General features: G+C 54.2%; 12 protein-coding genes and 1 pseudogene. 4 read left to right on the top strand and 9 right to left on the bottom strand.

Annotated elements, in window-relative coordinates:
• Positions 1–188 precede the first annotated feature (188 nt).
• On the top strand, positions 189–1,385 hold the full coding sequence (ydeE, locus tag B2Q93_RS02005) for an efflux MFS transporter YdeE (protein ID WP_040075762.1): 1,197 nt from the start codon (positions 189–191) through the stop codon (positions 1,383–1,385).
• 33 nt (positions 1,386–1,418) lie between these two features.
• On the opposite strand, the gene zinT is transcribed toward ydeE, so the two are convergent.
• From zinT to B2Q93_RS01965, 8 genes are all read right to left on the bottom strand, one after another.
• Complete coding sequence (gene zinT / locus B2Q93_RS02000) at positions 1,419–2,060, bottom strand: metal-binding protein ZinT (RefSeq protein WP_207291779.1); 642 nt, start codon at positions 2,058–2,060, stop codon at positions 1,419–1,421.
• A gap of 68 nt (positions 2,061–2,128) precedes the next feature.
• Positions 2,129–2,827: an urea ABC transporter ATP-binding subunit UrtE gene (gene urtE, locus B2Q93_RS01995; RefSeq protein ID WP_286931681.1), complete on the bottom strand. Its 699-nt coding sequence runs from the start codon at positions 2,825–2,827 to the stop codon at positions 2,129–2,131.
• A gap of 10 nt (positions 2,828–2,837) precedes the next feature.
• The gene (urtD, locus tag B2Q93_RS01990) at positions 2,838–3,635 is read right to left on the bottom strand and encodes an urea ABC transporter ATP-binding protein UrtD (RefSeq protein ID WP_286931680.1); all 798 of its coding nucleotides are present in this window, start codon (positions 3,633–3,635) and stop codon (positions 2,838–2,840) included.
• On the bottom strand, positions 3,635–4,708 hold the full coding sequence (gene urtC / locus B2Q93_RS01985; protein ID WP_046885595.1) for an urea ABC transporter permease subunit UrtC: 1,074 nt from the start codon (positions 4,706–4,708) through the stop codon (positions 3,635–3,637). Before urtC ends, urtD begins: the two co-directional genes overlap by 1 nt.
• The gene (gene urtB / locus B2Q93_RS01980) at positions 4,708–6,282 is read right to left on the bottom strand and encodes an urea ABC transporter permease subunit UrtB (protein WP_286808898.1); all 1,575 of its coding nucleotides are present in this window, start codon (positions 6,280–6,282) and stop codon (positions 4,708–4,710) included. The genes urtC and urtB overlap by 1 nt, the downstream gene beginning before the upstream one ends.
• Positions 6,283–6,299: 17 nt before the next feature.
• Positions 6,300–7,571, bottom strand: coding sequence for an urea ABC transporter substrate-binding protein (gene urtA / locus B2Q93_RS01975; protein WP_207291783.1), 1,272 nt, complete (start codon positions 7,569–7,571; stop codon positions 6,300–6,302).
• Between the two features lie 197 nt (positions 7,572–7,768).
• Entirely contained in the window at positions 7,769–8,872 is a 1,104-nt protein-coding gene (locus B2Q93_RS01970; protein ID WP_046885592.1) for a cobalamin-independent methionine synthase II family protein, read from the bottom strand.
• A 162-nt stretch (positions 8,873–9,034) separates the two neighbouring features.
• Entirely contained in the window at positions 9,035–9,433 is a 399-nt protein-coding gene (locus B2Q93_RS01965) for a rhodanese-like domain-containing protein (protein WP_046885591.1), read from the bottom strand.
• A 68-nt stretch (positions 9,434–9,501) separates the two neighbouring features.
• Between B2Q93_RS01965 and ftrA the strand changes: the two genes are divergently transcribed.
• The 3 genes and pseudogenes from ftrA to B2Q93_RS01950 all read left to right on the top strand — a co-directional run bounded on the left by ftrA (position 9,502) and on the right by B2Q93_RS01950 (position 12,820).
• Positions 9,502–10,494: a transcriptional regulator FtrA gene (ftrA, locus tag B2Q93_RS01960; protein WP_286931814.1), complete on the top strand. Its 993-nt coding sequence runs from the start codon at positions 9,502–9,504 to the stop codon at positions 10,492–10,494.
• Between the two features lie 270 nt (positions 10,495–10,764).
• A pseudogene (locus B2Q93_RS01955) lies at positions 10,765–10,953 on the top strand (SOS response-associated peptidase family protein); the annotation flags it as partial.
• 1,141 nt (positions 10,954–12,094) lie between these two features.
• Positions 12,095–12,820: a colicin Z family toxin gene (locus tag B2Q93_RS01950; RefSeq protein ID WP_286931679.1), complete on the top strand. Its 726-nt coding sequence runs from the start codon at positions 12,095–12,097 to the stop codon at positions 12,818–12,820.
• A gap of 61 nt (positions 12,821–12,881) precedes the next feature.
• On the opposite strand, the gene B2Q93_RS01945 is transcribed toward B2Q93_RS01950, so the two are convergent.
• Positions 12,882–13,280: a hypothetical protein gene (locus B2Q93_RS01945; RefSeq protein WP_040076100.1), complete on the bottom strand. Its 399-nt coding sequence runs from the start codon at positions 13,278–13,280 to the stop codon at positions 12,882–12,884.
• Between the last annotated feature and the right edge of the window lie 288 nt (positions 13,281–13,568).

Raw genomic sequence — 13,568 nt, 5'->3', positions numbered from 1 at the left:
GCCCCTGTTTATTAAATTTTTGTAAAGAGAACCAAAGTAGCGAAAAAAAAGCGTGAAGAACAGATCATTAATTCTGGCAGTCAGGCGAAGCACTTAGGGATAAATTAGGTGCTATACAAGCCGCTTATGCCGTGTTAATCCTGATAAGACACAACAAAATAATCATAAGCAATTGTCGGGCAGGAATAATGAAACCATCACTCAGGCGCTCAACCGCAGCGCTGCTGGCTTCGTCATTGTTATTAACAATTGGACGCGGCGCGACCTTACCTTTCATGACCATCTACCTCACCCGCGTCTATGCGATGAGCGTGGAGAATATCGGTTATGCGCTGACGGTGGCCCTGACGATCGGCGTGGTGTTCAGTATGGGGTTTGGCATCCTCGCGGATAAGTTCGATAAAAAGCGCTATATGCTGGTCTCCATTACGGCTTTTATCTTTGGCTTTATCGCCATTCCGCTGGTGGATAATGTCACCCTGGTGGTGCTCTTCTTTGCCCTGATTAACTGCGCCTACTCGGTCTTCGCCACCGTGCTGAAAGCCTGGTTTTCCGATGTGCTTACCCCAGGCCAAAAGGCGAAAATTTTCTCGCTCAATTACAGCTTTCTCAACATCGGCTGGACCATCGGCCCGCCGATTGGCACCCTGCTGGTGATGTACAGCCTGCAACTGCCCTTCTGGCTGGCGGCGCTCTGCGCTGCGCTGCCGCTGGTCTTTATCCAGCTATGGGTGCAGCGTGTCGAAGCCGCTGCCAGCGAATCCGCGCCCGTCGCCTGGCAGCCTTCAATACTGCTGAAAGACCGGGCGCTGTTCTGGTATACCCTCTCTGGTCTGCTCGCCTCCTACGTGGGCGGCTCCTTCGCCAGCTGTATCTCTCAGTACGTCCTGGCCGCCGATTACGACAGCGACTTTGCCCAACAGGTGGTGGCGGTGGTCCTGCCGGTCAACGCGGCGATGGTGGTCTCTTTGCAATACCTGATTGGCCGTAAGCTGACGGGTAAAAATATCCGCCCACTAATGACTCTGGGGACGCTCTTTTTCGTGCTGGGGCTGGCAGGCTTTATGGTGTCGGGCAATAACCTGATTTACTGGGGCGTGGCAGCGGCGATCTTTACCGTCGGCGAGATTATCTATGCCCCGGGGGAATATATGTTGATCGACAATATCGCGCCGCCGGGGATGAAGGCCAGCTACTTTTCCGCACAGGCGCTGGGCTGGCTGGGCGCAGCCTTTAACCCCATGATCACCGGAATTATCCTCACCCATCTGCCGCACTGGTCGCTGTTTGCCATCATGATGGTGGCGATCGTTATTGCCTGGCTGATGATCCTGCGAGGGATGAATGTGAAGGCGTGGCAGGGGGACGTTCCTGAGACCGTATAAAACAGAGGCGAGGATCCCCTCGCCTTGTAGAAATTAGTGGTGCAGCATCTCGTCAACCACCTGCTCTTTGTACATCTCGTTCGGATAGTAGGTTGGCCAGTTATCCATCTCTTTCAGCAGCGCTTCATGCGAGGTGTTGCCCATAAAGATATGGAAATGGGCTGACTGACGCGGGCCAATGGTGTGGTCACTGAACTGAACGAACTTTGGCGCCTTGCTGCTGGCATCCTTACACTCGAACAGATAACGCACTCCCTTCTTACCTGAAGCGTAGGTCAGGATTTTATAACCGTTAGAGACGTATTCACAGCGGCTCACGTTCTTGCCGGTGTGGAACTCCATCACGTTGTTTTCAATTCCGATGGTCTCTACGTCGGTGGCATAACCCGTGCGGTAATAGGCTTTAATCTCGTCAAAAGATTTGCTCTTCTCTTTTTCCGCTTTCTTTTTGAATACCGGGTCTAAATCACCGCTCAGCAGGAACGGATAGACCGACTGCCAGACGCCGTCCCAGTTGGAGAGCGGGCGCTCTTGCACATCTTTATCGTCAAATACGCCGTTCGCCGCTTTCTGTTCCGCTTCGGTCATCTGATGACCGTGTGAATGGGCCCAGGCCTGCCCACCCATTAACAGCGCCCCCAAAGTCATTGCAAGTTTACCAATCTGTCCAGCCACTCTTATGTCCTCACTCCGTTGTAAAGAGTAAGGATGTTATAATATAACATCACTAAGCGCAACGCCCTTTAAATGGCGACCAGACCGCGTACCCCCTCCTGCTCCATATTCTCGCCGCGGCCACGCTGAATGATGCTCCCCCGCGACATCAGCAGATAACTGTCCGCCAGCCCGGCGGCAAAATCATAAAACTGCTCGACCAGTAAAATGGCCATATCTCCCCGATTCGCCAGCTCGCGGATCACCTGGCCAATCTCTTTGATCACCGAAGGCTGAATGCCTTCGGTAGGTTCATCCAGAATAAGTAACTGCGGCCGACTGGCCAGCGCCCGGCCAATGGCCAGCTGCTGCTGCTGTCCGCCGGAGAGATCGCCGCCGCGGCGGTGTTTCATCTCCTGCAGAACGGGGAAAAGCTGCCAGATATCGTCTGGCACCCGCTTCGCTTCACGCGCCGGAAAGCGCGATAACCCCAGCAGCAGGTTCTCTTCCACCGTCAGACGGGGGAAGATCTCCCGTCCCTGCGGCACATAGGCCACCCCGGCCTGTACCCGCTGGTGCGGCGAGGCTTTGGTGATCTTTTTACCCTGCCAGAACACCTCGCCAGTGCGGGCGGGCACCAACCCCATCAGGCATTTCAGCAAGGTGGTTTTCCCCACCCCGTTACGCCCCAGCAGGCAGGTCACCTCTCCGGTATGCGCCTCGAAGCTCACGCCGCGCAGGATATGACTACCGCCGTAATACTGATTCAGTTTGTTAACCTGTAGCATGGCTGGCTCCTTAGCGGCCAAGATAGACTTCAATCACCTGTTCGTTGGCCTGAACGTCACGTAATGAGCCTTCTGCCAGGACCCGCCCCTGATGTAACACCGTGACGTGATCGGCAATAGTTTCAACAAACCCCATATCATGCTCTACCACCATCAGAGAGTGTTTTTCCGCCAGGGTGCGAAACAGCTCGGCCGTGTATTCCGTTTCCGCATCGGTCATGCCGGCGGCAGGTTCGTCCAGCAAAAGGAGATGCGGATCCTGCACCAGCAACATGCCAATCTCCAGAAACTGTTTCTGCCCGTGCGAAAGGAGTCCTGCCAGACGATCCCGCTCGGCGCTCAGCCGCAGCAGAGTCAGCATCTCATTGATGCGGTCCCCCTGCTCGCTGCTCAGACGCGCCCGCAGGCTGGCCCAGACCGTTTTATCGCCCTTCATCGCCAGCTCAAGGTTTTGCCAGACGGTAAGCGCCTCGAAGACCGTCGGTTTTTGAAACTTACGCCCGATCCCCTGACGGGCAATCATCATCGGCTCCAGGGTGGTGAGATCGGTCGATTGATCGTAAATGGCCCGCCCGCTCTGGGGGCGCGTTTTGCCGGTAATCACATCCATCAGCGTGGTTTTGCCCGCCCCGTTGGGACCGATTACGCAGCGCAGCTCGCCCACGCCAATATTGAGCGAGAGATCGCTCAGGGCTTTAAAGCCATCGAAGCTGACGGTAATGTTTTCCAGCTGCAGAACCGGGTCGGTCTGGTCGCGGAAGCGATCCCCCGGCAGCTGGCGGGTAAAGAGGGTTTCGGCGGGCTGCATTATTTTTCTCCCTTACGTAACAGGCCAATCACGCCGCGCGGCAAGAATAGCGTGACGGCGATGAAAATCAGGCCGAGGAACAGCTGCCAGTATTCCGGCATTGCCACGGTAAAGACGCTTTTGGCCCCGTTGACCAGCGCCGCCCCGATCACCGGGCCAATGAGCGTGCCGCGCCCGCCCAGCGCCACCCAGATGGCGGCCTCAATGGAGTTTGTGGGCGACATTTCGCTGGGGTTGATGATGCCCACCTGCGGCACATATAGCGCACCTGCCAGCCCGCAGAGGACGGCCGAGAGGGTCCAGACCAGCAGCTTAAAGCCGCGCGGATCGTAACCGCAGAAGGTAAGGCGGTTTTCCGCGTCGCGTACCGCCGTCAAAATGCGGCCAAACTTGCTTTTCGCCAGCGCATAGCCGATAGCCAGCGAGGCGGCCAGCAGCAGCACGGTGGCAAGAAACAGCGTAATGCGCGTCGAGATGGCGGTAACCGGGAAGCCCAGCAGCGTGGTAAAACCGGTGAAGCCGTTGTTGCCGCCAAAGCCGGTCTCATTGCGAAAGAAGAGCAGCATTCCGGCAAAGGTGAGCGCCTGAGTCATGATCGAGAAATAGACCCCTTTGATCTTTGACCGGAAGGCAAACCAGCCGAATACCAGCGCCAGCAAACCGGGAGCCAGAACAATCAGCGCCAGCGCCCACGCAAAGTGCTGTGTCCCCCACCAGAACCAGGGTAACTCGTTCCAGGAAAGAAACGACATAAAGGCGGGCAACGCATCGCCCGAGGCCTGACGCATCAGGTACATACCCATGGCATACCCGCCGAGGGCGAAGAAGATCCCGTGCCCCAGTGACAACATGCCCGCGTAACCCCAGACCAGATCGAGGGCCACCGCTACGATGGCGTAGCAGAGAATTTTGCCAACCAGGGTCAACATCCAGGTCGATACTGCCAGCGGATGGGTGGCCGGCAAGAGCGACAGAAAGGGCAGCACCAGGAGCGCCGCCAATAGCAGACTGCCGACAATCGGTGCGGTACGTGGCGCTTTGCGCGCCAGGGTTAATGTCAGTGGCTGGCTCATTAGTCAATTACCCTCCCTTTCAGTGCAAACAGACCCTGCGGCCGTTTCTGGATAAACAGAATAATCGCCACCAGGATGAGTATTTTGCCCAGCACGGCGCCCATCTGCGGCTCCAGAATTTTATTGAAGATACCCAGCCCGAACGCGGCCGCGACGCTACCTGCCAGCTGTCCGACGCCCCCGAGTACAACCACCAGGAAGGAGTCGATGATATAGCCCTGACCCAATTCAGGACCGACGTTGCCCAGTTGCGAAAGCGCCACGCCGCCCAGCCCGGCAATGCCCGATCCGAGGCCAAACGCCAGCATATCGACCCGCCCGGTGGGCACCCCGCAGCAGGCAGCCATATTGCGGTTTTGCGTGACTGCCCGGACGTTGAGCCCAAGACGCGTTTTGTTCAGCACCAGCCAGGTGAAGAACAGCACCATCATGACAAACACCAACACGACAATGCGGTTCCACGGCAATATGAGGTTGGCAAAAACCTGTACCCCGCCGGAGAGCCAGCCGGGATTTGCGACTTCGAGGTTTTGCGCCCCAAAACCCATACGCACCAGCTGGATCAGCATCAGGCTGATGCCCCAGGTGGCGAGCAGCGTCTCCAGCGGACGGCCATACAGATGGCGGATCACCGTGCGCTCCAGCGCCATTCCAATCCCGGCAGTTAGCAGAAAGGCGACCGGCAGCGCCACCAGCGGATAGAGCCCCAGCCACTGAGGCGTGAATTGCGCCATCGCCTGCTGCACAATCCAGGTGGCGTACGCGCCAAGCATCAGCATTTCGCCATGCGCCATATTGATCACCCCCAGCAGGCCATAGGTGATCGCCAGCCCGAGCGCCGCCAGCAGTAAAATGGAGCCGAGTGACAGCCCCATAAAGGCCTGGCCCAGAAGATCGCCTATCATCAGCCGACGCTCAATCTGCTTCAGACTGTGGCTTGCCGCCGCGCGTACGCTGGCATCGGGTTCGGTTTGCGCCTGCGTGTAGGGCGTAAGCAGCGCCTGCGCCCCGGCGTCGTCTGCCTCACCCAGCGCGGTCACGGCCTGGCGGCGCACTTCTGCCTGCGGGCTGGACAGTTGCAGGCGGGCAATCGCCAGATTGAGCGCCTGGCGTATCGCCTCGTTTTGCTCGGCGTTCAGCCGCTGCTGCATAAAACCCAGCATCGCGGGCTGGGCATCCCGCTGCAGCAGCTTTGCCGCAGCAAGACGATCCGTGACGTTGTCACTGATAAGCTGATGGGTTGCCAGCGCGGTGGCGGCGGCAATACGTAGACGGTTAGTTAGCCGCACCGCCTTAGGCTGTCCCTGCGGCGTCGCGGCGCTGCTCAGGGTGTCATAGCGCCCGTTGTGGCGGGTAAAGGCGTGTTTCTTTGCATCGACGTAAAGATTCTCCTGTTGCAGTGCCTGTAACAGCGGCAGCCTGGCCGGGTCCGGCGTCGTCGCCCACTCCCCGAGCAGTACCGCCTGCTGGCTGCGGCTGGCGGCAACAAAGGTATCGGCGTCCGTTGCCTGCGCCATCCCTGGCACCAGCCCGGCAAGCCACATGATGGCGATGAGTAAGCGCAGCATGCTCATGGCTGATCTCCCTGAACTTAGTTACTGGCGGTTTTGATAGGGGTGTCGGGTTTTTTATCGTTACCGGCGATAAACGGGCTCCATGGCTGAGCGCGCACCGTGGCATCGGTCTGCCAGACCACGTTGAACTGACCGTTATCTTCGATTTCACCGATCATCACTGGCTTATGCAGGTGGTGGTTGGTTTCATCCATGGTCAGGGTGAAGCCAGACGGCGCTTTAAAGGACTGGCCCGCCATAGCGGCACGCACTTTATCCACGTCGGTGGTACCGGCCTTCTCAACCGCCTGAGCCCACATATGGATCCCCACATAGGTGGCTTCCATCGGGTCATTGGTCACCACGGTATCGGCGTTCGGCAGCTTATGCGCTTTGGCGTAGGCTTTATACGCGGCCACAAACTGCTGGTTGTCAGCGTTATCGACCGATTCGAAATAGTTCCAGGCGGCCAGATTCCCCACCAGCGGTTTGGTGTCGATACCGCGCAGCTCTTCTTCCCCAACCGAGAAGGCGACGACCGGCACGTCGGTGGCTTTTACCCCCTGGTTCGCCAGCTCTTTATAGAAGGGAACGTTAGAGTCGCCGTTAATGGTAGAGACCACTGCGGTTTTGCCGCCAGCGGCAAATTTTTTGATACTGGAGACGATGGTCTGGTAGTCGCTGTGACCAAAGGGCGTATAGACCTCTTCAATATCTTTATCCTGAACCCCTTTCGAGTGCAGATAAGCGCGCAGGATTTTGTTAGTGGTGCGTGGATAGACGTAGTCGGTGCCCAGCAGGAAGAAGCGCTTCGCGCTGCCGCCATCTTCACCCAACAGATACTCCACCGCCGGGATCGCCTGCTGGTTAGGTGCCGCGCCGGTGTAGAAAACGTTCGGCGACATCTCTTCCCCTTCGTACTGGACCGGATAGAAAAGCAGGCCGTTCAGCTCTTCAAATACCGGCAGAACCGATTTACGCGAGACCGAGGTCCAGCAGCCGAACACCGCGGCAACCTTATCCTGGCTCAGCAGCTGGCGCGCTTTTTCAGCAAACAGCGGCCAGTTCGAGGCGGGATCCACCACCACCGGCTCCAGCTTTTTACCCAGTACGCCCCCTTTGGCGTTAATTTCATCAATAGTCATTAACGCCACGTCTTTCAGCGGCGTTTCAGAAATAGCCATCGTGCCGGAGAGCGAGTGCATGATGCCGACTTTGATCGTTTCAGCGGCCTGAACGCTGAAACTCATCCCCATGGCCACCACAGAGGCGGAGAGAGCAAAAGCTTTTATTAAGGTACGACGGTGCATATTTTCACTCCTGAAATGAAAGCTGTGCGAAATCGTCCGCGACGACAGGACGTTGAAAGAGCAAAACATCAGTTCAGAAGTGAATGAGCAAAAAGGATGCCAGGTTGACAGCGTGCGGGTTTAGCGAGGTTTAACGGAGGGAGATGGTGCAGCGGCACAGCGTTGCATTAATTAAGTGCAACGCTGTGCCTCATTTTTTACCAGACTTCGCTGGCGATGCGGGTGACCAGGCGAACCTTGTCCCACTGTTGTGCTTCGGTCAGGCTATTGCCCTCTTCCGTTGATGCAAACCCGCACTGCGGGCTGAGGCAGATCTGATCTTTAGCCACATACTGGCTCGCCTCTTCCAGACGCGCTTTCACCCCTTCTGGGTTCTCCAGCTCGCCGTTTTTGGTCGTGATCAGACCCAGCACAACCTGCTGCTTGCCCGGACGGACGAAACGAAGGGGAGCAAAATCACCGCTGCGATCGTTATCGTACTCCAGGAAGAAAGCGTCAACGTTCACCGTGCCAAACAGAACTTCGGCCACCGGCTCGTAGCCGCCCTCCGAGATCCAGGTTGAACGGAAGTTACCGCGACAAACGTGCAGGCCGATGGTGAGGTCGTCGGGCTTGCCCTCCAGCGCTTTGTTCAGAACACGCGCATAGGTGCGGGCCAGTTGCTCGGGGTCGTCACCGCGCTCAATGATCTGCCGACGCTGATCGTCGGAGCAGAGATAGGCCCAGACGGTGTCGTCCAGTTGCAGATAGCGACAGCCTGCTTCATAGAAGGCGTGGATCGCATCGCGCCAGGTGGTGGCCAGATCGTCAAAATAGGCATCCAGTTCAGGATAGACGGTGGCATCGATATCTTTGCGACCGCCGCGGAAGTGCAGCACGCTCGGGCTGGGGATGGTCATTTTTGGCTGCGCTTCACCGCTAATGCTTTTGAGATAGCGGAAATCTTCCAGCATAGGGTGCGCGCCAAAGCCCAGTTTGCCGGTAACCCGCACGCCGTGGGCTTTAGTCTGCACGCCGTTGAACTGAATACCCTGGCTGGAATCGTAACGCTCCACACCCTGCAGACCGTCGAAGAAATCGAAGTGCCACCAGGCGCGACGGAATTCACCATCCGTCACCACGTGCAGGCCGCAGGCACACTGCTGCTCAACAACATGGCGGATGGCGTCATTCTCTATGGCACGCAGCGCGCTGGCATCAATCTCACCGTTGGCAAATTTCACCCGCGCTTCTTTAATCGCGTCAGGGCGTAAAAAACTGCCAACTACGTCGGCGCGGTATGGGGCGTTATGTCGCTGCATGCTTTTCTCCTTTATCTGTCGGCAGATGATTGCCGACAGTGATAATTCATCTTATGAATCTTTAGACTTCTGGATGTCTAAATGTCCAAAAAAGATGTCACATGCGACCCGCCACGGCAAACGAGAAAAATTCATGTGTGTTGAATAAAATTCATGTTGCACTCAGTCGCCGCTGGCGAAGGCGAAGTTTTCATCCTCCCAGCCGGTGATCCCCCCCAGCATGATCTTCACCGGCAGTCCCAGCCGGGCGAGTTTCAGCGCCGCGCGATCGGCTCCGTTACAATGCGGCCCGGCACAGTAAACGACGAACAGCGTACCCTCCGGCCACTGAGCCATCTTTTCGGCGGTGATTTGCGACCAGGGTAAATGGATGGCACCCGGCAGGTGGCGATGGGCAAAATGCGCCGCCTGCCCGACGACGTGCAGTAACACGAAATCCTGCTGACCACTGCTCAGGGCATGGTGCACATCCGCGCAGTCGGTCTCTACGCTCAGACGACGCAGAAAATGGGCGACCGCTTCTTGCGGCTCGGCGACGGGGAACTCGGTAACATAACTCATGGCTTTCTCCTGTGTGTCTGTGTTAACACTAGAGTAACGAGAGACGATGCCTGTGAATGCCAGCACCTATGCCAGAAAACAGCAAAAAGATGACAAACTTAAGACATATTGCGCGCCCGCGTGTGGTGGCACTGGCCTATGACGGCCTCTGTACTTTTGAGTTTGGCGTGGCGGTGGAGATCTTCGGCCTGCCGCGCCCGGAAATGGGCGAGAACTGGTATCGCTTTGCCGTGGCATCTGTGGATGGCGGCGAGCTACGGGCTACGGGCGGGATCCGCATGGTCGCCGATGGTGACCTGTCGCTGCTGCAGGAGGCGGATTTGATTGTCGTTCCTGGCTGGCGTGGCGTAGAGAGCCCGGTGCCGTCAGCGCTGTGCGTAGCCCTGCAACAGGCACAGCAGCGAGGCTGTCATCTGCTCTCTATTTGCTCAGGCGTCTTTGTGCTGGCCGCTGCGGGGTTACTGAATGGCCAGCGCGCAACCACGCACTGGCGCTATACCCAAACCCTGAAGAGCCGCTTTCCGCGCATTAACGTGGTGGAAGATGTGCTGTACCAGGACGAGGGGCAACTACTAACGTCCGCGGGGAGCGCTGCGGGTATTGATCTGTGCCTGCACGTGGTGCGACGTGATTATGGCATGGAGGCGGCTAATCAGGTCGCGCGCCGCCTGGTGATCCCGCCCCATCGCGATGGTTCTCAGACCCAGCAGCTCAGCCGCCCGGTGGCACAACTGCGTGAAAGCCAACGGCTGGGGCAGTTATTCGATTACCTGCATCAACATCTGACCCTGGGGCATACGGTCAGCTCCCTCGCCCAGCGCGTGGGGATGAGCCAGCGTACGTTTCTGCGACGTTTTCAGGAGGCGACCGGTACCACCCCTGCCCGCTGGCTGCTGAACGAACGCCTGACCCGCGCCAAAGAGTTTCTGGAGAACAGCCGCCTCAGTATTGACCGTATCGCCGAACAGACCGGCTTCGGTAATACCGCTACGTTGCGCCATCACTTCCGACAGCACTTTGCCCTGTCGCCTGCCCAGTACCGCAAACAGTTCTGCTCGTGAAAGCAGGCAAAAAAAAACCGCCAGAGACTGGCGGTAAATGCTTGCATGGATAGATTTTGTGTTTTGGTATCTACGTTCCCGGTATTCCGTGCCGGGTTGCGGATCGTTTAATACGCTATCATGGAGAAAGTAAATGAGAGGTAAACGGCGCACAAAGAGCTGAGCTGCCCCGGCGTGATGGCTAACAGAGTGAGAATCTGCCATTTTCTACCCGGGGCCTGAGTCACTACAGAGTACTGGCGAAAACACCTAACCTTTAAGGAGGTTTCTATGTGTGGACGTTTTGCACAAGCCCAAACCCGGGAAGCGTACCTGGCGTTTCTTGCTGACGAAGCCGAGCGTGATATTGCGTACGATCCGGCTCCAATCGGCCGTTATAACGTGGCGCCGGGAACGAAAGTCTTGTTACTCAGCGAACGCGATTCACAATTACACCTCGATCCCGTCTTCTGGGGTTACCTAAAACATCAGCGTTGTTTTCCTGCTTTTGAAGTCCGGGTATGCCAATACCTACGAATCCCTTCATCCTCGAGCAGAGGACGACAGGATACCATCCCATTTCTGGAGTAGACGAGACATCGGCTATCGAGCGGCAATGAACCTATCAGCTTGCCATCCGAGCGCCTGACGATGTCGTACCAATCACCTTGCTCTTGGTCTTCTTTCACACAACCCCCTCTTGCTATCAACAAATTTACACTCAACCGGCAGGGATAAATCCCCTATTGGAACAAACTCACCAGAGGTCTGAAAGTCCCTAACAGGGCTGCCGGAAGAAAATTTAATTATTAACTAAGCCAAAAAACCACACACCAAAATACTGTACGGATAAACAGTATTTATTCGTTTGGCCTAAGTATGCACGCGAAAGGCATGATAGCGCAAGTTCATTTATCTAACTGATTTGGATAATTTTTTCCGCTACTTCCGTGTAAATAACGACCGTTATTTTTAACACTTAAAACAGCCAAAAACTCCGGGGTAAATGACTGATAAGAAAACCTCAGGCGTCTCGAGTCAGCGCCGCCCCGGCGGCTAAATATAATTATCGGGAGTGACACTATTTGTCAGGTTGGTATTTTGTTGGTTCGCTGTGTCTATTCCTAAATCGACTCTGACACAAAGTAGGCCACCCCGGTTGCGACCATTAATATGCCGATCTCTCTGCGTCCCATAGTCGTCAGGTTGCTCATACGCCAAACCTAACAAGTTCATTTCTACCCTCTCATATAGGGTGTAAAGTGCTCACGCCCCACCCTAATTGATAATGATTCTTGTTATTGACAACATTAAATCAGCGATGTACGATTGATTGACTGTACAAATATACAGTCATTTAAGTGCCTAAGCGCTGACGTGTTAAGTGATTAACCGGATCTGGATGCCTGTGGTTTAAGGATGAACAGCAGGCATTGACCTACGACAAGGAAGTTTCATCAATAAAACCAAGGTTATCTTTCTTGACCGCCAGTGAAGTGTTTTTGCCTGCATGTCATGCAAACTATAACCATGAAATATAGGGACAGATGGACTTTCCCTCATCAGCACTTGAAATATCAAGAATCAGAAAAAGAATCGAAATTAATTAAAAGGAATTTCTATGCCTAAAGATCATAACCTCAACGTCAATTACGATGTCTTTAACTGTAATGAAGGTGTTCCGCCTGAGCCAGGCTTGTCATGGAACATGATGACAGGAACATGGGAATGGGATAGTTTGAAAATTAGCGCAAATTCAATTCCTGATAAACTCCCACAGGAAATCAAAGATGCACTGGAAAATAATATCTGTGTTGTCTGTGGCAAAAAGAACTGCCCTTATATTACTCAAGACCAAGATTATAAAAAGCTTACAGATGCTCTTAAAAAAGGGGATAAGACTCTAGCTAATAGTATTTATCGAATTAAATTTGCACAGTTTCATAACGGGAAAGAGGCTCGTATCAATGAGACGATGAAAAAGATTCGCTCTAACAAAGCTGGAGGCGGTGTTTTTTGTCAGCCACGAACTTCCTACAATGGCCCATTTGAATCCCGCCGTGTAATTGCAGTTCCGGGAGCTTGGAGTGAATGGGTTGTACTAGAAGGTTTCAATGGGAGTTTACAGCATCCACAACCTTCAACTATCAATTTCAGTCCTTCATCTAACACAGAATCATCATTCGATGTTGAGGTTAAATATCCTGAGTATAACCAGATGAAAACCATCAGAACCATGGGGCCGGGGTCATTTTCGTTAACAGCAACAGGAGCCGGGAACTCTTATGCAAGGGTCAGATCTCACTCTGTTCCTGTGACGGTAACTTTGGATTTTCCTAAACGCTAATGAGAAGTGAAAATCATGGCCATAACATTAAGCGGTGGCCATGATTTTTAAATTGGTAGTTTTAATTGCTCTTGTTGTAATAAAGAACGATATCCTTTCCTATTTGTTCATTTTCCACAGGCATTTTGAAACCCTTTTCCGTAGATAGTGCGCTAGCGATGTAACTGTCCATTAATAGCTTAGAGTTAAAATATGTTCGCAAGCGCCCCCCTACGTTATTTTTTACTATGGCGTTTAGCTTTTGGGCACAGTCCTTAGTGTTTTTTAATCTTATACTCGTTGAGTAGAAAACTTTAGAATCAAAAACCCCATCGTAAAATCTCACTTCTGAAACACATTCCTTTGTCAAAACGAAGGTTTCATTGTTTGATTTGTATACAAGCCCACTGGTCGCACTGGATGCAAGTGAAGAGGACGTAATAAAAAGCAATCCGAGTGCTAGCTTTTCAAAGGATTTCATTTATACCGCTCCGTAGTTGTGAATGTTCATAACCCATCAATTAAAATGATGCCTATTTTTACAGAGCTCACATTCTTCCATTTTATTGTTTTGTAAGCGTATCACGTTTTGATTGGGCGGTGGGGTTAAAAAATCTAATCACGGATAGGCTTTTCTCAATTGCCGCCTGGTTTAATTTCTCAGGCTGAGCCATAATTCTGGGCCGGATTACTGCATAAAGCACAGTCTGACAGAATTCGGAAGCGCCTTTCTTTGATGGCTCTATAGTTCAATAGGTATAATATCTTC

The sequence above is a fragment of the Leclercia sp. UBA5958 genome, assembly GCF_002430365.1.
GTDB lineage: Bacteria > Pseudomonadota > Gammaproteobacteria > Enterobacterales > Enterobacteriaceae > Enterobacter > Enterobacter pneumoniae.
Note: the sequence above shows the minus strand (reverse complement) of the source record. Positions and strands in the feature narration are given on the sequence as shown.